At 63.4% G+C, this 21,302-nt stretch carries 21 protein-coding genes; 10 read left to right on the forward strand and 11 right to left on the reverse strand.

Annotated features, from left to right (window positions below; translation table 11 throughout):
• Positions 1–9 precede the first annotated feature (9 nt).
• The 7 genes from nth to fdxA all read right to left on the reverse strand — a co-directional run bounded on the left by nth (position 10) and on the right by fdxA (position 6,749).
• Positions 10–657 carry an endonuclease III gene (gene nth / locus AC0IYS_RS07165; protein WP_471704526.1) on the reverse strand — a complete coding sequence of 216 codons (648 nt, stop codon included), beginning with the start codon at positions 655–657 and terminating at the stop codon, positions 10–12.
• Positions 654–1,406, reverse strand: a complete 753-nt coding sequence (gene rsxB / locus AC0IYS_RS07170) for an electron transport complex subunit RsxB (RefSeq protein WP_471704527.1) — start codon at positions 1,404–1,406, stop codon at positions 654–656. Before rsxB ends, nth begins: the two co-directional genes overlap by 4 nt.
• Before the next feature lie 34 nt (positions 1,407–1,440).
• Positions 1,441–3,204, reverse strand: coding sequence for a chloride channel protein (locus AC0IYS_RS07175; RefSeq protein WP_471704528.1), 1,764 nt, complete (start codon positions 3,202–3,204; stop codon positions 1,441–1,443).
• On the reverse strand, positions 3,197–3,625 hold the full coding sequence (locus tag AC0IYS_RS07180) for a MarR family winged helix-turn-helix transcriptional regulator (RefSeq protein WP_471704529.1): 429 nt from the start codon (positions 3,623–3,625) through the stop codon (positions 3,197–3,199). Before AC0IYS_RS07180 ends, AC0IYS_RS07175 begins: the two co-directional genes overlap by 8 nt.
• 127 nt (positions 3,626–3,752) lie before the next feature.
• On the reverse strand, positions 3,753–4,988 hold the full coding sequence (locus AC0IYS_RS07185; protein ID WP_471704530.1) for a polyhydroxyalkanoate depolymerase: 1,236 nt from the start codon (positions 4,986–4,988) through the stop codon (positions 3,753–3,755).
• A 259-nt stretch (positions 4,989–5,247) separates the two neighbouring features.
• Positions 5,248–6,312, reverse strand: coding sequence for an NAD(P)/FAD-dependent oxidoreductase (locus tag AC0IYS_RS07190; RefSeq protein WP_090316145.1), 1,065 nt, complete (start codon positions 6,310–6,312; stop codon positions 5,248–5,250).
• Between the two features lie 113 nt (positions 6,313–6,425).
• Positions 6,426–6,749 (reverse strand): ferredoxin FdxA, encoded by a 324-nt coding sequence (gene fdxA, locus AC0IYS_RS07195; RefSeq protein WP_471704531.1) that lies wholly within the window; start codon positions 6,747–6,749, stop codon positions 6,426–6,428.
• 216 nt (positions 6,750–6,965) lie between these two features.
• Here fdxA and AC0IYS_RS07200 point away from each other — a divergent pair, with 216 nt between their 5' ends.
• Positions 6,966–7,247 carry a polyhydroxyalkanoic acid system family protein gene (locus tag AC0IYS_RS07200; RefSeq protein ID WP_471704532.1) on the forward strand — a complete coding sequence of 94 codons (282 nt, stop codon included), beginning with the start codon at positions 6,966–6,968 and terminating at the stop codon, positions 7,245–7,247.
• A 45-nt stretch (positions 7,248–7,292) separates the two neighbouring features.
• Here AC0IYS_RS07200 and AC0IYS_RS07205 read toward each other — a convergent pair whose 3' ends face one another.
• Together AC0IYS_RS07205 and AC0IYS_RS07210 are read right to left on the reverse strand one after the other, a co-directional pair.
• Positions 7,293–7,544 carry an acyl-CoA-binding protein gene (locus AC0IYS_RS07205; protein ID WP_471704533.1) on the reverse strand — a complete coding sequence of 84 codons (252 nt, stop codon included), beginning with the start codon at positions 7,542–7,544 and terminating at the stop codon, positions 7,293–7,295.
• 193 nt (positions 7,545–7,737) lie between these two features.
• Positions 7,738–8,025: an HU family DNA-binding protein gene (locus tag AC0IYS_RS07210; RefSeq protein ID WP_090316135.1), complete on the reverse strand. Its 288-nt coding sequence runs from the start codon at positions 8,023–8,025 to the stop codon at positions 7,738–7,740.
• Positions 8,026–8,228: 203 nt separating this feature from the next.
• Between AC0IYS_RS07210 and AC0IYS_RS07215 the strand changes: the two genes are divergently transcribed.
• Entirely contained in the window at positions 8,229–8,990 is a 762-nt protein-coding gene (locus AC0IYS_RS07215; protein WP_471704534.1) for a hypothetical protein, read from the forward strand.
• Positions 8,991–9,010: 20 nt separating this feature from the next.
• On the opposite strand, the gene AC0IYS_RS07220 is transcribed toward AC0IYS_RS07215, so the two are convergent.
• Positions 9,011–9,367, reverse strand: coding sequence for an FKBP-type peptidyl-prolyl cis-trans isomerase (locus tag AC0IYS_RS07220; protein ID WP_090316130.1), 357 nt, complete (start codon positions 9,365–9,367; stop codon positions 9,011–9,013).
• Positions 9,368–9,530: 163 nt separating this feature from the next.
• On the opposite strand from AC0IYS_RS07220, the gene AC0IYS_RS07225 reads away from it, so the two are divergent.
• The 7 genes from AC0IYS_RS07225 to AC0IYS_RS07255 all read left to right on the forward strand — a co-directional run bounded on the left by AC0IYS_RS07225 (position 9,531) and on the right by AC0IYS_RS07255 (position 19,051).
• Complete coding sequence (locus AC0IYS_RS07225; protein WP_471704535.1) at positions 9,531–10,499, forward strand: YVTN family beta-propeller repeat protein; 969 nt, start codon at positions 9,531–9,533, stop codon at positions 10,497–10,499.
• 77 nt (positions 10,500–10,576) lie between these two features.
• The gene (locus AC0IYS_RS07230) at positions 10,577–11,365 is read left to right on the forward strand and encodes a polysaccharide deacetylase family protein (RefSeq protein WP_471704536.1); all 789 of its coding nucleotides are present in this window, start codon (positions 10,577–10,579) and stop codon (positions 11,363–11,365) included.
• Positions 11,366–12,361, forward strand: a complete 996-nt coding sequence (locus AC0IYS_RS07235; RefSeq protein WP_471704537.1) for a sterol desaturase family protein — start codon at positions 11,366–11,368, stop codon at positions 12,359–12,361.
• Positions 12,361–13,203, forward strand: a complete 843-nt coding sequence (locus tag AC0IYS_RS07240; RefSeq protein ID WP_471704538.1) for an EI24 domain-containing protein — start codon at positions 12,361–12,363, stop codon at positions 13,201–13,203. Before AC0IYS_RS07235 ends, AC0IYS_RS07240 begins: the two co-directional genes overlap by 1 nt.
• A 24-nt stretch (positions 13,204–13,227) precedes the next feature.
• Positions 13,228–14,013: a competence/damage-inducible protein A gene (locus AC0IYS_RS07245; protein ID WP_471704539.1), complete on the forward strand. Its 786-nt coding sequence runs from the start codon at positions 13,228–13,230 to the stop codon at positions 14,011–14,013.
• Between the two features lie 434 nt (positions 14,014–14,447).
• Positions 14,448–17,573, forward strand: a complete 3,126-nt coding sequence (locus tag AC0IYS_RS07250) for a transglycosylase domain-containing protein (RefSeq protein WP_471708812.1) — start codon at positions 14,448–14,450, stop codon at positions 17,571–17,573.
• 113 nt (positions 17,574–17,686) lie between these two features.
• Positions 17,687–19,051 carry a TAXI family TRAP transporter solute-binding subunit gene (locus tag AC0IYS_RS07255; protein WP_471704540.1) on the forward strand — a complete coding sequence of 455 codons (1,365 nt, stop codon included), beginning with the start codon at positions 17,687–17,689 and terminating at the stop codon, positions 19,049–19,051.
• A gap of 4 nt (positions 19,052–19,055) precedes the next feature.
• On the opposite strand, the gene AC0IYS_RS07260 is transcribed toward AC0IYS_RS07255, so the two are convergent.
• On the reverse strand, positions 19,056–19,514 hold the full coding sequence (locus tag AC0IYS_RS07260; RefSeq protein WP_471704541.1) for a rhodanese-like domain-containing protein: 459 nt from the start codon (positions 19,512–19,514) through the stop codon (positions 19,056–19,058).
• Positions 19,515–19,828: 314 nt separating this feature from the next.
• On the opposite strand from AC0IYS_RS07260, the gene glnA reads away from it, so the two are divergent.
• Positions 19,829–21,244, forward strand: a complete 1,416-nt coding sequence (gene glnA, locus AC0IYS_RS07265) for a type I glutamate--ammonia ligase (protein WP_471704542.1) — start codon at positions 19,829–19,831, stop codon at positions 21,242–21,244.
• Positions 21,245–21,302 lie beyond the last annotated feature (58 nt).

Genomic DNA, 21,302 nt, shown 5'->3' on the forward strand with positions numbered 1-21,302 from the left:
AGCCTTGCGTTACAACCCGTCCGGCATCGGGGTTTTCTGGCGGTAGTCGCACAGGTCTTGCTGGATGCAGTTCCAGCACTCCGGCTTGCGCGCCTTGCATGTGTAGCGCCCGTGCAGGATCAGCCAGTGGTGCGCGTCCTGCAAAAACTCTTTCGGCACGAACCGCAGCAGCTTCTGCTCGACGATGTCGACGTTCTTCCCCGGCGCCAGGCCGGTGCGGTTCGAGACGCGGAAGATGTGCGTGTCCACCGCCATCGTCAGTTCGCCGAACGCGGTGTTCATCACCACGTTGGCGGTCTTGCGGCCCACGCCCGGCAGGGCCTCCAGCGATGCACGGTCATTCGGCACTTCGCCGCCGTGCTGCTCCAGCAGGATCTTGCAGGTGGCGACGACGTTCTTGGCCTTGGTCTTGTACAGCCCGATGGTCTGGATATAGGATTTCAGCTCCTCCTCGCCCAGTGCCAGAATCTTGGCAGGCGTGTTCGCAACCGGGTACAGCTTGCGCGTGACCTTGTTGACGCCGACGTCGGTGGACTGCGCCGACAGCAGCACGGCGATCAGCAATTCGAAGGGCGTTGTGTAGTCGAGTTCGGTCTTGGGACTGGGATTGGCGGCGCGGAAGCGCTCGAACATTTCTTGGCGTTTGGCTGGATTCATTCAGGCGGGTTTTCGTCGTGGGGCTTGGCGTCGGCGGCCGCTCGCGCGGCTTCCTCCTTTTTGAGGCGCGCGCGTTCCATCGCGGCGGCGATGATGGCGCGCTTGCGTTCCTTCTCGGCGGCGTCGGCGTCGGTGGCCGGGTCGAGCGCTTCGACCGCCGCCAGCTTGGCGCTGGCTTTCGCTGCGAGACGAGCGTCGTTTTCGTCCTTCTCGCGCTTGAGGCGCAGCGTGCGGAAGTCGTGCCGCTCGCGCGCGGCGTCGGCCTCGAACTGGCTCCACGCGGCCCAGCCGGTGCTTTCGGTGACGGGATACATGACGATGCAATCGACCGGGCAGGGATGGACGCACAAGTCGCAGCCGGTGCATAGTTCCGGCACGATGGTGTGCATCAGCTTTGCCGCGCCGACGATGGCGTCCACCGGGCAGGCCTGGATGCACAGGGTGCAGCCGATGCACAGCGCTTCGTCGATGTAGGCGACCGCGCGCGGGCGCTCAAGGCCGTTGACGGGATTGAGCGGTATGACCTTGCGGCCGGTGACGGCCGACAGCCGCACAATGCCCTCGGCGCCGCCGGGCGGGCATTGGTTGATGTCGGCCGCGCCTTCGGCGATCGCCTCGGCGTACGGACGGCAGCCGTCGTAGCCGCATTTGGTGCATTGCGTCTGCGGCAGAACGTCTTCGATGCGGTCGGCGAGTGTTTTATTGGTGGGCACGGCGGTAAATGGCGCGGGAAAGCGATAAAGCGCCATTATCCGATATCTGCGCCGGACGGGCCGAAAAACCTTATCGCGGACGCTGTTTCGGCTGCCAAACCTGGCGCACCGTTTGCCGCGTCAGCTCCTCCGCGTGCAGGCTGAGCGCCGGTTTGATCAAGTCGCTGCGGCTGACGATGCCGATCAGGCGGCGGCTGGCCGCGTCGTCGACCACCGGCAGGCGCTCCAGCTGGTGCACGGCCAGGCGCGTGGCCAGCGCGCGGCAGGTTTCGTCGGCCAGCGCGAAGATCGGCAGGTTGACGCCGAACAGGTCGCCGACGCGCACGGCGTCCGCGCGCGCGTTGGCGACGGCGGCGCGGTCCAGCATGCCGAGCAGGGCGCCGTTGCGCGTGACGGGATAGGCGCGGTGGCGCTGCGACGCGCCGAAGTGGCTGTCGAGCACCGCGGCGATGGTCAGGCCGGCGTCGATGCTGGCCGGCGCCGGCGTCATCACCTCGGCCACGCTGTGGCGCTCCATCGGATCGACGCCGTATTCGCGGTAGATGTGGTGGCCCCGGCGGGCGATCTTTTCGGTCAGGATCGAGCGGTGCATGGTGATCACCGTGAAGCCATACGCCACCGTGGCGGTGGCCAGCACCGGCAGCAGGGCGTTGACGTCGTGCGTCAGCTCGAAGGCGAACACCACCGCCATCACCGGCGCGCGCATCATGCCGCCGAGGGTGGCGGCCATGAACACCAGCGGCCAGACCGCGGGCTCGCCGCCCGGCAGGTAGGGACCGACCAGCGCGCCCAGGCCGGCGCCAAGCATCAGCAGCGGCGCCAGCACGCCGCCCGAGGTGCCCGAACCGAGCGCCAGCAGCCAGATCACGGCCTTGACGATCAGCAGGCTGGCGATCACGCCGGCGGGCAGGTGGTTGTTGAGCAGGTCGGCGATGACGTCGTAGCCCACGCCCAGCGCGCGCGGTTGCAGGTAGCCGCCGATGCCGACCGCCAGGCCGCCGATCGCCGGCCACCACATCCAATGCAGCGGCAATTTGTGAAAACCGTCCTCGACCCGGTACAGCGCGGTCGACAACAGCCACGCCAGCGCGCCGCACAGCACGCCGCCGATCAGGCATGAGATCAGCGCCGACGGCGGCAGCGCCGCCGTGTGCAGCGGGAACAGCGGGCCGCTTTCGATCAGCAGCGGGCGCAGGAAGCCGGCCACCGCGCAGGCGACGGCGACCGGCGCCAGGCTGCGCGGACGCAGTTCGAACAACAGCAGTTCGACCGCCAGCAGCAGGGCGGCGATCGGCGTGCCGAACACCGCCGTCATGCCGGCCACGGCGCCGGCCACCAGCAGTGTCTTGCGCTCGGCGCCGCTCAGGTGGAAGTGCTGTGCCAGCAAGGAGCCGACCGCGCCGCCGGTCATGATGATCGGTCCCTCGGCGCCGAACGGGCCGCCGCTGCCGATGGCGATGCCGGAGGCGAGCGGCTTGAGCACGGCCACCTTGGGCGACATCGTGCTGTTCTTGAACAGGATGGCCTCGATCGCCTCCGGGATGCCATGGCCGCGTATCTGTTCGGCGCCGTAGCGGGCGATCAGGCCGATGATCAGGCCGCCGATCACCGGCACCGCGATCACCCAGGCGCCCAAGGCGTTGGTGGCTGGCGAGGTGAAGGCGCTCGACAGCTTTTGGAAGAAAAACAGGTTGGTGAAGAGGCGGATCGCGTGCAGCAGCAGGTCGGCCGTGACTGTGCTCAGCGCGCCGACCACGGCGGCCAGGGCGCCGATCATCAGCAGCCTGGCGCTGCCGTCGAAATCGCGGCGGCTGTCGTAAATGTCTTTATTCATGGTCGTCGCGCAGGAGTTTGGGGATGGTGAAGACGCCGTCGAGCGACAGCAGTTCGGCGCGGTGCAGTTCGGCCAGCTGGGCGAGCAGCGCCTCGCCGGCCGGCAGCAGGTGGACTTCGACGCGGCGGCGGTCGATGTCGCTGATCCTGCGCTCGACCAGGCCGCCGGCCTCGCAGCGGGTGACCAGCGCCACCACGCCGTGCGGCTTGGCTTGCAGCCGCTCGGCCAGTTCGCCGACGGTGGCCCAATCGCGGCCGGGATAGCCCTTGATGTGCAGCAGCAGCAGATACTGCAACGGCGTGATGCCCTTGGCCTGGACGGCGTCCTCGGAAAAGCGCTCGAAGCGGCGCATCTGGTAACGAAATTCGGACAGCGCGGCGAAATCGTCCTTGACGAGCGCGGGCGGGGAGCGGGATGGCATAAAGCGATAGCAAAGAAGGAAAAGCGCAAATATATCACAAGATGATATATTTCCGCAGCGCTGAACTTCTGCAATGGGCGAAAAAAAATCCCTGCGCTGGGCAGGGATCTTGTCGGGGCCGGCTCGCTTAACCGTGTTTTTTGATGAACTCGGTGATTTTCGGGCAGACCATCTCGCGCCAGCGCCGGCCGGAGAAGATGCCGTAGTGGCCGGCGCCCGGGGCGACGTAGTCCTGCTGCATCTCGGCCGGAATGCCGGTGCACAGGTCGTGCGCCGCTTGCGTCTGGCCGGCGCCGGAGATGTCGTCCAGCTCGCCCTCGACGGTGAACAGCGCGACCGTGGTGATGTCCTGGGGACGCACCAGCTTGCCGCCGACCTCCCACGTACCCATCGGCAGCGCGAACTCCTGGAACACGGTTTTGATCGTGTCCAGATAGTATTCGGCCGGCATGTCGAGCACGGCGTTGTACTCGTCGTAGAATTTGCGGTGGCTTTCCGCCGGCTCGTCGTCGCCTTCCACCAGATGGCTGTAGAACTCGCGGTGGCTTTGCGCGTGGCGGCCCGGATTCATCGCGATGAAGCCGGCGTGCTGCAGGAAACCCGGATAGACCTTGCGGCCAAAGCCCGGATAGTTCGGCGGCACCGCGTAGATCACGGTGTTTTCGAACCACGAGAACTTCTTTTCGGTGGCCAGGTTGTTGACCGCCGTCGGCGAGCGGCGCGGGTCGATCGGGCCGCCCATCATCGTCATCGTCTTCGGCAACTTGGGGTCCTTGTCGGTGGCCATCAGCGCGATGGCCGCCAGCACCGGCACCGTCGGCTGGCACACGGAGATCACGTGCAGGTCCGGGCCCAGCAGGCGGATGAAGTCCTGCACATAGTAGATGTAGTCGTCCAGGTGGAATGCGCCCTCCGACAGCGGCACCATGCGGGCGTCGGTCCAGTCGGTGATGTAGACGTCGTGGTCGACCAGCAGACCGCGCACGGTGTCGCGCAGCAGGGTCGAGTGGTGGCCCGACAGCGGCGCCACCAGCAGCACGGTCGGCTGGTTCAGCGCCTTGGCGCGCTCGTCGCCGAGGTCTTTCTTGAAGTGGATCAGGCGGCAGAAGGCTTTGTTGACCACCACCTGTTCGATGATGCCGATGGTCTCGCCGTTGATGACCGTCGAGTCGATCTCGAACGCCGGCTTTTCGTAGTCCTTGCCGAGCCTGTACATCAGCTCGTAACCGGCGGCGATCCGTTGCGAAAACGGTGTGTGCGCCAGCGGCGAGACCGGATTGGTCAGAATTTTAGACGTCGCGTCCGCCCATTGCATCAGGGGCGAAAGGAGTGTGCGTTGCATTTCGTGCAGTTGGTAGAGCATAGGTCTTCCCGGTCAAAGCATGGTGCGGTGCACCAATACATCTCATCATAAGCCAATTATAGATTAATTGTTCGTGGCGCCAAGCATTTCTAAATACCCAGGAGAAAGCGCGATGATCTAGCGCAACAGCCTCCTGCACCGATAATAGTACCGCCGAACCCATAAAAAAAGCAGCGTTTCCGCTGCTTTTGTGTAGGACACTATCCTACGCACCGCCTTGCCGTTGTTTCCGTGGCGCGGAACCGGCGTTTGCGCGACCTTAATCGAAGACGGGAGTCTCCACGCCCAGCACTTTGTGCAGTTTCGGCGAGGTCGTGGTGTACTGCATGTGGATCTTTTTGTCCGGGAAGATGTACGGCGCGGCGCCGAACGCGGCCAGCGCAGCCTCGTGGAAGCCCGACAGTATCAGCTTTTTCTTGCCCGGATAGGTGTTGATGTCGCCCACCGCGAAGATGCCCGGCACGTTGGTCTCGAACTTCTCGGTGTTTTGCACCTTCAGCTGGCGGCGTTCGATGTCCAGGCCCCATTCGGCGATCGGACCCAGCTTCGGCGACAGGCCGAAGAAGACCAGCAGCATGTCGAGCGGCACGCGGCGGGTCACGCCGTCGGCGCCGGTCACCTTGAGTTCGCTCAGTTTGTCGTCTTTCGACTCGAAACCGGTGGCCTGGCCGATGATGAGCTGCATTTCGTAGTCGTCGCACAGGGCTTTCATCTTGGCGACCGATGCCGGCGCGGCGCGGAAGTCTTCGCGGCGATGCAGCAAAACAACCGATTCGGCCTTGCCGACGAAGTTCAGCGCCCAGTCCAGCGCGGAGTCGCCGCCGCCGCAGATGACGATGTTCTTGCCTTCGAAGATGGCCGGGTCCTTGACCTTGTAGTGCAGCTGCGAGCCCTCGAACACTTCGATGCCGTCGACCTTCAGGGTGCGCGCCTGGAACGAGCCGACGCCGGCGGCGATGAAGATGGTCTTGGTGGTGAAACGGGTGCCGGCGCTGGTTTCAACGTCGAAACGGCCGTCGTCGCGGCGCTCGACCTTGGTCACTTCCTGGCCCAGGTGGAAGGTCGGCTCGAACGGCTCGATCTGCTTGAGCAGGTTGTCGGTCAGTTCCTGGCCGGTGCACGACGGCACGGCCGGGATGTCGTAGATCGGCTTGTCCGGGTACAGTTCCACGCACTGCCCGCCCACCGCGCCCAGCGAATCGATGACGTGGGCTTTGATTTCCAGCAGGCCCAGTTCGAAGACCTGGAACAGGCCGACCGGGCCGGCGCCAATGATGACGGCATCGGCTTCGATGACGCCTGGAGGGGTGACAGTGCTATTCATTCGTATATTCCTGTGATTTCAATGGTGGTTGGGCGAACACAAGGCTGTGCGGCGCTCGACTTTGGCGCCCGCGGATGACGCTGCCCGGTGCTGCCCGGCCAGACAAACTCGTCTTAGCGTACCAGCAGGTGCAGTTTTTCTTTGACGTCCTTGAACTGGTCGGCTTCCGGCAGCGGCGCGATGGTCTTGGTGATCGAAGGCCAGTGGCGCGCGAGATCGACGTTGATCTTGATGAACTGCTGCTGGTCGCTCGGGATGTCTTCCTCGGCGAAAATGGCGTTGACCGGGCATTCGGCCACGCACACAGCGCAGTCGATGCACTCGTCCGGGTCGATGGCGAGGAAGTTCGGGCCTTGGCGGAAACAATCTACCGGGCAAACATCGACGCAGTCCGTATAACGGCAGCTGATGCAAGATTCGGTGACAACGTGGGTCATAACAGTCCTATCAATGTTGGTGTGCAGCGGCGTCGGCGGCGGTGGGATGGCCCGGCTATCCTCAGCAAAGCACTGTATTTTAAGGTAATTCGCTATTTCTCACAAATTGCGCTTATATACAATACATATAAGCAAATGCGCAGGCGCCCTTGCGGACTAGCGTGACGCCGGGCCAACTGGCATCATGTCGGCTTTGTTGATTATTAAGGAAGCCGCATGGCGGACATTAACATCGTTCAGGAACACAACCTTGCGCCGGAGCAGGCCCGGGCGGCGGCGCAGCAGGTGGCCGACAAACTGGCCGAGCAATTCGAGCTGGAATGCCGCTGGGACGGCAATGTGCTGCGCTTCGAGCGCAGTGGCGTCGACGGCAGCCTGACCCTGGAGCCGACCCAGGCGCGGCTGCAGATCGCCCTCGGTTTCCTGTTCAGCGCGTTCTCGTCGCAGATCGAGAGCAAGGTGGTCGACAAGATGCGCAAGGTGTTCGCGCCGGTCTGAACGCAAAAAAGCCCCGTCAGGGGCTTTTTTTTGGTCGGGCAAATTTTATTTCAGGTCTTCGATCAGGTCGATGTACTGCTGCTTGGCCTCGTCGGCGCTGGTGCCCTTGAGCGCATCCCAGGCGTCGAACTTGGCGCGGCCGACCATGTCGGTGAAACCCGGACGCTCGCCGCTGGCGTCGCCCACCGACGCCTGCTTGAACAGCGCGTAGATTTTCAGCAGGGTCATGTTGTCGGGACGTTCCGGCAGGTTCTTCGAGTCCGCCTGGGCTTGTTCAAATTGCTCTTGTAAGCTCATTTACATCTCCTTGGTATGGTGGCTGGTGGGTGTGCGACATCATAACCGGCGCGGCGCCGAAAGCCGCTAGAGGGCATCCTCAAAAACGGCCTCCCCAAAACAGAACGGCGGCCATGGCAGGTCGGGGACCTGGCCATGCGCCGCCGTTTCCGGTGCCCTCGCGGGCACGAACACAGCCTGCTTAGCGCAAGAATTACTTCTTCTTGGTCGGGTTGACAGCCGACTTCAGGGTTGCGCCAGCCGAGAATTTCGGGGTCTTCGACGCGGCGATCTTGATCGCTTCGCCGGTTGCAGGATTGCGGCCTTTGCGTGCGGCACGTTTGGCGACGGAGAAGGTGCCGAAGCCGGTGATGCCAACCGTGTCGCCTTTTTTCAGACGCTCGGTCACGATCGCGATCAGAGTGTTCACCGCACCGTTGGCGGCAGCAGCAGACATCTCCGTGCGTTTCGCAAATTCTGCAATCAATTCGCCTTTTTTCATTACTACCTCCTTGGTTATTAGAGCGCGCAGATTAGCATAAATATTGTCAAATGTAATGGTTTCTGTACGAAGTAGGCCTTACGGTAGTTGCCGTGCGACGCTGCGACGCAATAAAACCCTTGTATATAAAGGGCTTACGCGATCCTGACAGCGCGGCCTTCGGTGAAAAAAAGGTTTATGATGGTGCGACTGGGGACGTGAACATGAGCTTTTCGGACGAGACACTGATTGCCTATATGGTCGGCGAACTGGACGACGCGACCCGCCACGCCGTCGAGGACGCCATGCGGCGCGACAGCAGCATCGCCCGCCGCGTGGCGCGGTTGCGCGCCGCGCGCGACGGCGTGTTCGCCGAGCCCGCGGCGATGCGTTCGCAGCAGGCCAAGGTGGTGCAGCTGGCGGCGGTGCGGGCGCAGCGCGTGGCCACGCAGCAGGCGGCCCGCAAGGCGGTCAGGCGGCAGCTCGGCTGGCGCGAGTGGAGCGCGCTGGGCGCGGTGCTGGTGGTGGGGCTGGCGGTCGGCAAGTTCGGCCTGGCGCACTGGCAGCCCGCATTCCTGGCCGATCCGGCCAAGGCGCCCACCACGGTCATCAGCCGCAACGGCATGCTGGTGGCGCAGGGCCGGCTCGATGCCGTCCTGAGCCAGCAGATGGGCGGCGCGGCGCCGTCCGAGGGCGATGTGCGGGTCGGGCTGAGTTTTCTGTCGAACGAGGGAGGCTATTGCCGCACCTTCACGGTGGTGGGACTGAGCCAGGATCTGGTGGGGGTGGCCTGCCGCGCCAGCGCGGAGTGGCGGATACCGGTGATGGTGCAGAGCGTGCGGCCGTCGGCGCAGATGACCGCGACCCGGATGGCGGGGACGGAGATGCCGGCGGCGGTGCTGGAGGCGATCGACCAGCGCATCGTCGGCGGCATGCTCGATACGCGCGCAGAGCTCGAGGCCCTGCGGCGCAACTGGCAGCGCTGAACGTTTACACGTTCAGGCGCTTAAACGCCCAGCAGTTCGACGTCGAAGATCAACGTGGCGTTTGGCGGAATCACGCCGCCGGCGCCGCGCGAGCCGTAGCCCAGTTCGGCTGGAATGATCAGCTGGCGCGCGCCGCCGACCTTCATGCCTTGCACGCCTTCATCCCAACCGCGGATGACCATGCCGGCGCCCAGTGCGAATTCGAACGGGTCGTTGCGGTCTTTGCTCGAGTCGAATTTCGGACCCTTGGTGCCGTCGTCGTTGCGCAGCCAGCCGGTGTAATGGACGGTGACGTTCTGGCCGGCTTTGGCTTCATCGCCCTCGCCAACGGTCAGTTCGATGTACTGCAGGCCCGATTCGGTCGTGATGGTGGTCATGGTTATTCCTTCTAGATTCGTTGAACACAGCCGGCAATTGTAGCAGGGCGTTGTGGTTCAGCCGCCGCGCTTCATTACGGATAGGAATAATTGTCCGGTTTTAACTTGTGACGGCCCGGTTTGCACGTAAAATAAACGTTTAGTCCTTCTAAGCGATTTCTTCATGCTCCGCAGTGTCCGCCGTCTGGTTTTCTCCTGTGTTTGCGCCGCGATTGCCATCGGCAGCGCGCAGGCCAATGTTGTCGTTGTGCTCAACTCGCGTGATGCTACCGTGCAGTTGCTGGACCAGGCAACCTACAAGGACTTGTCCACTTTCCCGGTCGGCAAGGAGCCGCACCACCTGATGGCGACGCCGGACAACAAGTCGCTGATCGTTGCCAGCTCGGTCGGCAATGAACTGATCTTCCTCGATCCGAAGAGCGGGCAGATCCAGCGCACCGTCAAGGACATCCTCGACCCGTACCAGATCGGCTTCTCGCCGGACCAGAAGTGGTTCGTGTCGGCCTCGCTGCGGCTGGACCGCGTCGACCTGTACCGCTACGACGGCACCAACATGACCTTGGCCAAGCGCATCCCGCTGCCGAAGCTGCCGAGCCACATGGCCTTCAACGCCGCCAGCAACATGGTCTTCATCACGCAGCAGGGCAGCGACCAGGTCAGCGCGATCGACCTGGTCACGCAGACCGTCAAGTGGACGCTGCCGGTCGGTAAGCTGCCGGCCGGTATCGCGATGACGCCGGACGACAAGTATCTGCTGGTGGGCATCATGGGCAGCGACTACGTCGAGGTGATCGACTGGAAGGCGCAGAAAACCGTCAAGCGCATCAAGACCGGGCAGGGCGCGCACAACTTCCGTTCGGCCGGCGATGGCCGCTACACGTATGTGTCGAATCGTGTTTCCAATTCGATCAACATCATTGATCAGAAGACATTGGAAAACGTCGGCATGATCAACGTGCCGGGCGGCCCGGACTGCATGGAAGTGACGGCCGACGGCAAGATGATGTGGGTCACCTTGCGCTGGATTAAAAAGGTGGCGGTGATCGACTTGGCCACGCGCAAGCTGGTCAAGACGATACCGGTGGGGCGCTCGCCGCACGGCGTGTTCTTCAACAACTCCGCCCAGCGCTGATGAAACGCCCCACTGCGAGGGTCAAGTCTGTCATTCGGACACGAACACAACCATCGCGTAGTTCAGCCCGTGTCCGAATGACAGACTTGACCCCGGGGTGGGCGCTGTTGGTGGCGCTGGCGGTAGCGGCGGCGCCTGCCGTGGCGGCGCCGGCGGCCTGCAAAGGCACGATTTATCTGACGTTCGATACCGGCAGCCAGTCGCAGGCCGAACTAATCGCCGATACGCTCAAGCGCCACAGCATCAAGGCAACCTTCTTCCTCGCCAACGAGAAAACCGTGCGCGGCGACTATTCGCTCGATCCGGCGTGGTCGGCGTACTGGAAGGCGCGCGTGGCCGAGGGCCATGCGATCGGCTCGCACACCTTCGACCATGATGTGCTGGTCAAGGATGTCGGCGACGGCTTCAAGGTCAAACCTGGTTTCGGCGCGTCGGCCGGCAAGCTCCGCACGCTGACGCCGGCGCAATATTGCGAGGAAATCAAGCGGGTCGACCAGCGCTTCGTCGAGCTGACCGGCAAGCACCTCGATCCGATCTGGCGCGCGCCGGCCGGGCGCACCTCGCCCGGCACACTGGCGGCGGCCAAGGCCTGCGGCTACGCGCATGTGGGCTGGGCGCCGGCCGGCTTCTCCGGCGATGAGCTGTCGAGCACGGCTTACCCGAATGCGGTATTGTTGCAGAAGTCGCTGAGGGATTTGCGCGACGGCGATATCTTCGTCGCGCACATGGGCATCTGGTCGCGCAAGGAGCCTTGGGCGCCGGCCAACCTGGAGCCTTTGATCAGCGGCCTGGAGCAAAAAGGCTTTTGTTTCGCCACGCTGCGCGAGCATCCCGGGTACAAAACTTCTTTCACATCGCACCACTAAATGATCCAACTATTTTCTGACTGGCTGGGCCTGGCCCAGGGCTGGTTGTTCGAGACGGTGATCCAGCCGTTGGTGTTCCAGCTCGGATTCGGCGAATTCATCGAGGAAGCCTTCGAGGGCACCGAGTGGCTGCTGATCGGCGTGCTGGAGCTGACCTTGCTGTTCCTGGTGCTGCGCCCGCTCGAGGCGATGATCCCGGTCCATAAGTTCAACGATCCGCGCGCCCGCTGGAACGATTTCATCTACACCGTGCTGCACCGGATCGGCCTGTTCCCGATACTGGTTTTCTTCACGCTCGATCCGCTGCTCGACAGCGTGGCCGGCATGCTGCGCTTCGAGAGCTTCCAGCCGTTCAACCTCGAGTCGCTGATACCAGGCATCTCGCCGCTGGGCGCCTTCCTGGTCTACTTCGTCGTGCTCGATTTCTTCGATTACTGGTACCACCGCGCCTCGCACCACTTTAATTGGTGGTGGGCGCTGCACGGCCTGCACCACAGCCAGCAAAACATGAACCTGTGGAGCGATAACCGCAACCATCTGCTCGACGACATGATGCGCGACATTTACATGGGCGTGATCGCGCTGGGCATCGGCGTCGAGCCGTCGCAATATGTGATGCTGGTGTCGGTGTCGCGCATCCTGCAAAGCCTGCAACACGCCAATGTGCGCATCCACTTCGGCAAGGTCGGCGAGTGGCTGCTGGTGTCGCCGCGCTACCACCGCATGCACCACGCGATCGGCGTCGGCCACGAGTCGAACGGCCAGGGTACCCTGGGCGGCTGCAATTTCGCCGTGCTGCTGCCGATCTGGGACATCATTTTCCGCACCGCCAATTTCACGCCGCAGTTCGTCGCCACCGGCATCCGCGACCAGTTGCCGCAGACCGTGGCGGACGGCGCCGTCAGGCCGGGCCGCGAATACGGCAAAGGCTTCTTTTCGCAGCACTGGCTGGCCCTCAAGCGCATGGTCGAGTACGCGCGCAAGGACACCGTCTGATGGCGGGCGGATTGTCCGGAGTGGTGCGCGCCTGGGGCCGCGCCTTCGCCTCGCAATGGCACGGCAAATTGCTGTTGATGAGCGTGGCGCCGTTCCTGCTGGCGGTGGGCGTGTGGGCGGTGCTGCTGTATCTGGGCCTGCAGCCGCTGATCGATTTCGTCCACGCGACATTTTCGCAGTATGGCGTGTTCAGCTACAGCGGAAGCTTCCTGAGCTCGCTCGGTCTTGGCGCTTTGAAAACAGTCGTTGTGCCGTTGATAGCGATGCTGCTGCTCTTGCCGCTGATGATACTGACGGCGCTGATCTTCATCGGCGTCATCGCCATGCCGGTGATCCTGCGCCACGTCGGCGCGCGCAATTATCCGCAGCTGGAGCAGCGCAACGGCGGCAGCGTGCTTGGCAGCGTGGGCGTGGCGTTGGGCGGCATGGCCGCCTTTATCGGCCTGTGGCTGCTGACGTTGCCGCTGTACGTGTTCCCGCCGCTGGCCGTGTTCGTGCAGGCGCTGCTGTGGGGCTGGCTGACCAGCCGCATGATGGTCTACGACGTGCTGGCCGACTACGCCAGCGCCGACGAGCGCCGTCAACTGCTGGCCGAGCACCGCTGGCCGCTGATCGCCATCGGCGTGGTGTCCGGCACGGCCGGGGCGCTGCCGAGCGCGATCTGGCTGGGCGGCGTGATGGCAGTGGTATTCTTCCCCTTCCTGGCAGCCGCGTCGATCTGGCTGTATGTGCTGGTATTTATCTTCACCGCGTTGTGGTTCGCCTATTATTGCCTCGAAGCGCTGGCGCGCATGCGCGCCGCCGAGGCCGTGAAGGCCGCGCCGCCGGCGGCGGAATTTTGAGATAACTAAGAAAGCGGAACCAATATGGCGATCGGACTCATCATCATCGGCGACGAAATCCTGTCCGGCAGGCGCGTCGACCAGCATTTCCCGAAAGTGGTGCAAATGCTGGCCGCGCGCGGCCTGCAACTGGCGTGGGCGGAAATCCTGGCCGACGATCCGGCCCGCATCACGGCCACGCTCAAGCGCACCTTCGCCAGCGAGGACATCGTGTTTTGCTGCGGTGGCATCGGCGCCACGCCTGACGACCACACCCGCCTGGCCGCCGCCGACGCGCTGGGCCTGCCGCTGGTGCTGCACGAACAGGGCAAGGCCAACATCCAGCAGCGCATCGTGCAGATGGGGCAAGAGGCCGGCCACGCCGTCGACCTCAATTCGGCCGAGAACCTGCACCGCCTCAAGATGGCCGAGTTCGCGCAGGGCGCGGCGCTGATCCCCAATCCCTACAACAACATCGCGGGCTTCGCGCTGCATAAGCATTACTTCGTGCCGGGCTTCCCGGTGATGGCCTGGCCGATGATCGAGTGGGTGCTCGACCACCACTACGCCGACCTGTTCAACCGCGAGCCGCACCTGGAGCAGTCGGTGCTGGTGTACGAGACGGCCGAATCTGCGCTGACGCCGCTGATGGTAGAGATCGAGTCGCTGTATCCGCGCGTGAAGGTGTTCAGCCTGCCGAGCGTGGGCGACGCCAACACTCGCCGCCACATCGAGCTCGGCGTCAAGGGCGAGCCGGCGCAGACGCTCACCGCGTTCGAGCACATGTGCTCGGAATTGAAGAAGCTCCAGGTGGAGTTCAACAACACTTAATGCGCCCCGGTATCGGGTGATGTCGCGCCGCTATCGCTCGATAGCGCTTCGACATCGGCCTCGGCGGCGGCCCGACGGTGCCCCGCTGTCACGGGCTTGTCACTTAGCGGTCACATGCATTCACGGCGTTCCTCCATAGGGGAGAAACGCCGTTGTTTTTTTGCGAAAAATAAACTACGGTTGCAAATTATTGTGCGTCATCACCGGTTGCTACCGTGCCGATGTGGTGCAATGGTGGCTAGTAGGTTTTACTGAAACAGCTGACCGGTTTGAATCATATGTTAAGCAATCGTCGTTTCCGCCGGCCCCTAGTCAAAGCAGTGCGCAAGTTGCGCGCAGGCGCGGCAGCACTAGGCTATCGTCGCACCCGGCATCTGCATGTCGTGCCACCCCTTAACCCCGAAGAAAGCGAGGCGCATTTGGCGCAAGCGCAGATGGACGCGCCGCCGCCTGGCGAGCCGACCAAGAGCAAGCGTTCGCGCAACGCCCTGATCGTGGTGCTGCTGGTGGGCGCCTCGTTTGCGGTGTGGTGGGGCGTGCACGAGAGCCGCACCTCGACCGTGCAGGCGCGCATTTTCACCGACCTGGCCGGCAAGATGACGTACAAGGTGCAGCCGGGGCCGAGCAATGCGATCCGCTTCCCGCACGACAGCCCGTACGACGAGCGGCTCGGCTACGCCAGCCTGCCCGACTACCTGGCCAAGCTGCGCACGCGCGACTACCAGGTCAGCGCGCAAGCCCGCATTTCGCCGAAGATGGCGGAGCTGGCCGACATGGGCATCTTCGCGACGTATCACGAGAAGACCAAGACCGGCCTGACGATCTACGACTGCCGCGCGCAGGAACTGTTCGCGGCCAGCTACCCGGAACGCATCTACAACAAGTTCGAGCAGGCGCCGATGGCGCTGATCTACAGCCTGCTGTTCATCGAGAACCGCGAACTGCTCGACAACAAATACCCGAAACGCAACCCGGCCGTCGAATGGGACCGCCTGGGCAAGGCCGTCATCGAGAAAAGCGTCAACGCGGTGGCCGGCGGCCACCGCGCGGCCGGCGGCAGCACCCTGGCCACGCAGATCGAGAAATACCGCCACTCGCCGGAGGGCCGCACCGGCTCGATGAAGGACAAGCTGCAGCAGATGGTCTCGGCCAGCCTGCGCTCCTACCAGGACGGGCCGGACACGACCAAGGCGCGGCGCCGCATCGTCATCGATTACCTGAACACGGTGCCGCTGTCGGCCAAGCCCGGCTACGGCGAGGTCAACGGCATCGGCGACGGCATGTGGGTCTGGTACGGCCGCGAGTTCGCCGACGTCAACCGCCGCCTCAGCGGCAATCTCGACAATCCCGATCCGGAGACCGCGCTGGTCTTCAAGGAAGCGCTCAGCCTGATGATCGCGCAGCGCCGTCCGAGCCACTACCTGGGCGACGGCGCCGACGACCTCGAAGTGCTGGCCGACAGCCACCTGCGGGTGCTGGCGCAGGAAGGCATCATCACGGCCGCGATGCGCGACGTCGCGCTCAAGCAGCCGCTGCATCCGGCCAAGGGCAACGGCCTGCAGGCGGCGCCGGAGATGACCTTTGTCACGCGCAAGGCCTCGAACGCGATCCGCAACCACCTGGCCAACCTGCTGGGCGACAACCGCATGTACAACCTCGACCGCCTGGACCTGAACGTGGTCAGCACGCTCGACGCGCAGGCGCAGAAGGCGGTCACGCAGGTGCTGCGCGACCTGCGGGACCCCGAGCGCGCCGCCGCCGCCGGCCTGACCGGCAAGGGCATGCTGGGCAACGGCGATCCGGCCAATGTGGTGTACAGCTTCACCTTGCTGGAGAAGGGCAAGGACAACAACCTGCTGCGCCTGCAGACCGACAACTACGACCAGCCGCTCGACATCAACGAGGGCGCCAAGCTCGACCTGGGTTCGACCGCCAAGCTGCGCACCCTGGTGTCCTACCTGGACATCGTCGACCAGCTCAACAAGAAGTACAAGGGCATGAACGCCGAAACGCTGAGCATGATCCCGGTCGATCCGCAGGACAAGCTGTCGCGCTGGGCGATCGAGTACCTGACGGCGCTTCCGGTCGGCAGCGCCGGGCGCGAGATCACGCCGATGCTCAACGCGGCCATGGAGCGCAAATACTCGGGCAATCCGGGCGAGGGCTTCTTCACCGGCGGCGGCCTGCATTACTTCGGCAACTTCTCCAAGGAAGACAACGGCAGAATACTGACCGTGACCGAGGCGCTGCGCCGCTCGACCAACCTGGTGTTCGTGCGCCTGATGCGCGACGTGGCCAAGTTCTACATGTTCCAGACGCCGGGCTCGTCGGCCTCGCTGCTGGCCGACGCCGACGATCCGCGCCGCGCCGTCTACCTGGCGCGCTTCGCCGACAAGGAGGGCAAGGAGTTCCTGAACCGCTTCTATGCCAAGTACAAGGGCAAGCCGGCGGCCGACCTGGACAAGATCCTGCTGGCCAATATCCGCAGCACGCCGACCCGGCTGGCGGTGATCCACCGCACCGTGTATCCGGCCGCCAGCATCAAGCAGTTCGGCGACTTCCTGCACGAGTACCTGCCGTCGCAGAACGAGGTGTCGGACGAGCGCGTCGAGAAGCTGTACGACCAGTACGCGATCGACAAGTGGTCGCTGCCGGACCGCGGCTACCTGGCCAGCATCCACCCGCTGGAGCTGTGGATGGCGGCGTATATGCGCACGCATCCGGGCGCGACCTTGTCGCAGATGACGGCGGCCAGCGAGAAGGAACGCCAGGAAGTCTATTCGTGGCTGTTCAAGACGCACCGCAAGCACGCGCAGGACCGCCGCATCGCCGGCCTGATCGAGGTCGAAGGCTTCATGGAAATCCACAAGCAGTGGAAGAAGATGGGCTATCCGTTCGAATCGCTGGTGCCGTCGTATGCGACGACCTTGGGCGCGTCCGCCGACCGGCCGGCCGCGCTGGCCGAGATGATGGGCATTATCGTCAACGGCGGCGTGCGCAAGAGCAGCCAGCGCATCTCGTCGCTGCACTTCGCCAAGGGCACGCCGTATGAGACCGTGGTCACCAAGGCCCCTGCCACCACCAACGAACAAGTGCTGTCGCCGGAAGTGGCGCGCGTGGTCGCCGACGCGATCCGTGGCGTGGTGTCGGACGGCACGGCCAAGCGGGCGCGCATGGCGTTCGTGCAGTCGGACGGCACGGTGCTGCCGGTCGGCGGCAAGACCGGTACCGGCGACCAGCGTTTCGATGTGTATGGCGGCGGCGGGCGCTTGATCGAGTCGCGCTATGTGAACCGCTCGGCGACGTTCGTGTTCAATATCGGCGAGCGCTTCTTCGGCAGCATGACGGCATACGTGCACGGGCCGGAATCGAAGAATTACGATTTCACCAGCGCGTTGCCGGTGCAGTTGCTGGTGGTGCTGGCGCCAAGCTTGATGCCGCTGATCGAGCCGAATCCGGTGGCCAAGCCGGGCGCGTTGCCGCCGCCGGTGGTGGTCAAGACGGGTGGCGTGCCGGCCAACGCCGCGACAGCCGTTCAGTTGCAAGCCTGCGGCGGCTAGTCAATAAGGGAACACGTGCTTGACACGTGTTCCCTTGGATGAGCCCGTATTCCCCTTGCATAATTGCTCATTTGTTGGCATGGTATCAGCCCATGAAACCAATGCGCCATCACATGTCCAAAATCCTCAAGTTCACGCAATTCTCGGTGCGGGACTTGTTTGTCGCCTCGGCCCCCACCATCGCGCTGATCGTCGGCGTCTGCCTGCTGGCCTATTGGCTGGTCGATCCCGCCCCGCCGCGCAGCGTGCGCCTGGCCACCGGCCAGGAAAACAGCGCCTACGAGGAATTCGGCAAGAAATACGCCGCCGCCCTCGCCAAGCACGGCGTCAAGGTCACGCTGGTCCCCTCGGCCGGCTCCGGCGAAAACCTGCGCCGCCTGCGCGCCGGCGAAGTCGACATCGCCTTCGTCCAAAGCGGCTCCACCAACGAGGAAGCGGCCGAACGCGAAGGCTTGTCGTCGCTGGGCAGCCTGTTCGTCGAGCCGCTGTGGCTGTTCCTGCGCGAAGCCAAGGGCCAGCCGCCGATCACCCAACTGAGCCAGTTAAAAGGCAAGAAGATCAACTTCGGCCCCAAGGGCGCCGGTGCGCCGCGCCTGTTCCGCCAGGTGCTGTCGCTCAACGGCCTGGAGAAGGAAGACGTCGAGCGCTACTCGCTGGCCAACACGCCCGCCACGGTGGAACTGCTGGAAGGGCGCATCGACGGCCTGGTGTTCACCTCGGCGCCCGAAGCGCCGCTGATCCAGATGCTGCTGCAAACGCCGGGCATCAAGCTGTTCAACTTCAGCCAGGCCGAGGCTTACGCGCGCAAGCTGCCGTTCCTCACGCACGTGGTGCTGCCGCAGGGCATCGTCGACCTGGGCCGCGATATTCCCAAGGAGAATTACAACCTCATCGCGCCGACCGCCACCCTGGTGGCGCGCGACGATCTGCATCCGGCGCTGGTCGATTTGTTCGTGCAGGCGGCCAGCGGCATCCACAACGGCGCCGGCTGGTTCCAGCAGCAGGGACAGTTCCCGTCGGCCAAGTACAGCGAGATTCCCGTGGATGCCGAGGCGGCCAAGTTCTACAAGAACGGCCCGCCGCTGCTGCAGCGCTACATGACGTTCTGGCTGGCCAATTTCTTCGACCGCATGTGGGTGGTGGTGCTGGCGCTGAGCGCCTTGATCATTCCGCTGTCGCGGATTATTCCGCCGCTGTACGTGTGGCGCATCCGCTCGCGCGTGTATCGCTGGTACGGGCAGTTGCGCACGGTGGAGCAGCAGGTCGAGAGCGCGCCGGAGGCGTCGCGGATGCAGGTGTACGAGGCGCAGCTCAAGCGGCTCGACGAGATCGAGGAGCTGGTCAACCAGATCTCGATTCCGCTGTCGTTTGCCGATGGCTTGTATGGCTTGCGCAGCCACATCCAGTTCGTGCGCAAGCGGATACAGTTTTTGATGGGGGAGGGCACGCCGGCGGCGACGCAGGCGGTGCCTGTTTAAACAATCACGCGCCGGTCCACGGCAGGCCGGCCTTGCACCAGCCGCCGATATTCTTGCGGTGGCTGTGCTCGTCTTTGTCGCCCTCGAAGCCTTCCAGGATGTCGTAGCAGTGCTGGTAGCCGTGCTCGGTGGCCAGCTTGGCCGCACCACGCGAGCGCACGCCCGAGCGGCACAGGAACAACAGCACCTGGTCCTTGCGCGCCACCGAGTTCAATTGCTCGATGAATTCGTGGTTGGCGATGCCGCCCGGATAAATACTCCACTGCACCGCACCATGTTGGGCTTCCGGAATGGCGACCCGGCCGACCCAGTCGCGCTCGGCATTGGTGCGCACATCCACGATCTTGACGGCGTTGTCGGCGCCGATCAGCTCGTAAGCCTCCTCCGGCGTGACCGCTCCGGCATACGGCCAGTCCTTGCTGCGTCCACGGGCCACGGCCAGGATCTCGTCTATTTTGCTCATGGGATGTCCCTCCAAATAAGATTGAGTTTATTATAGGCGTCCTATGCATGCCGGAGACAATGGCGCACCAAAGTCGTGCAATTTTCCGTGAAAAACGAAAATTGCACGATGACGGTGCGATTTGTTTGATTTGCACCAAGTTGGTGCTGCATTGATCCGGTGTAAATAGTGGCATTTTGGTGCTTCGCCCCGTTTTAGTCCCTTTTGTCGGCGAGTTCCAAGACGCTATGAACATATCGTTATGAGTTTCAGGCTGGCATAGATACTGCTTATAGAGAGCGCACCAGTTATACACATTCCTTTAGGAGATACGCATGGCAATGACAGCCGCAGAAGTCTTGAAAATGGTCCAGGAAAACGAAGTCAAATTCGTTGATTTCCGTTTCGCCGATACCCGTGGTAAAGAACAGCACGTCACCGTGCCCGTGTCGCACTTCGACATGGACAAGTTCGAATCGGGTCACGCATTCGACGGTTCCTCGATCGCCGGCTGGAAGGGCATTGAAGCATCGGACATGATACTGCTGCCAGATCCAAACACCGCGAACATCGATCCATTCATGGAAGAGACCACGCTGTTCATGCAGTGCGACGTCATCGAGCCGGCCGACGGCAAAGGCTACGACCGCGACCCGCGCTCGATCGCCAAGCGCGCCGAAGCCTACCTGAAATCGTCGGGCATGGGCGACACCGCCTACTTCGGCCCTGAGCCGGAATTCTTCATCTTCGACAGCGTGCGCTGGAAGATCGACATGTCGGGCTGCTTCGTCAAGATCGATTCCGACGAAGCGTCGTGGACCACCGGCGAGAAGCTCGAAGGCGGCAACAGCGGCCATCGTCCTACCGTCAAGGGCGGCTACTTCCCGGTCCCACCGGTCGACAGCTTCCAGGACATGCGTTCGGAAATGTGCCTGATCCTCGAATCGCTGGGCATCCCGGTCGAAGTGCACCACCACGAAGTGGCCGGCGCCGGCCAGAACGAAATCGGCACCAAGTTCTCGACCCTGGTCGAGCGCGCCGACTGGACCCAGAACCTGAAATACGTGGTCTGGAACGTGGCCCACAGCTATGGCAAAACCGCCACCTTCATGCCGAAGCCTATCGTTGGCGACAACGGTTCGGGCATGCACGTGCACCAGTCGATCTGGAAGGACGGCGTCAACCTGTTCGCCGGCGACGGCTATGCCGGCCTGTCGGACACCGCGCTGTACTACATCGGCGGCATCATCAAGCACGCCAAGGCGCTCAATGCGATCACCAACCCGGGCACCAACTCGTACAAGCGTCTGGTGCCAGGCTTCGAGGCGCCGGTGAAACTGGCTTACTCGGCTAAAAACCGTTCGGCTTCGATCCGCATTCCACACGTGGCCAATCCAAAAGGCCGCCGCATCGAAACCCGTTTCCCTGATCCACTGGCCAACGTGTACCTGTGCTTCGCCGCGCTGCTGATGGCCGGTCTGGACGGTATCGCCAACAAGATCCATCCGGGCGAAGCGGCATCGAAAGACCTGTACCACCTGCCGCCGGAAGAAGACGCGCTGATCCCGACCGTGTGCTCGTCGCTGGAAGAGGCACTGGACAACCTGAACAAAGACCGCGAGTTCCTGACCCGTGGCGGGGTGTTCAGCGATTCGATGATCGACGCTTACATCGAACTGAAAATGCAGGACGTCCAGCGCATGCGCATGACGACCCACCCAGCCGAGTTCGACATGTACTACTCGCTGTAATTGCAACGCATCGGCTTGCCGGTGCTTGTGGTGAAGCAAAAAACGCGGGGCGAGCCAT

Source organism: Duganella sp. AC237 (assembly GCF_979254035.1).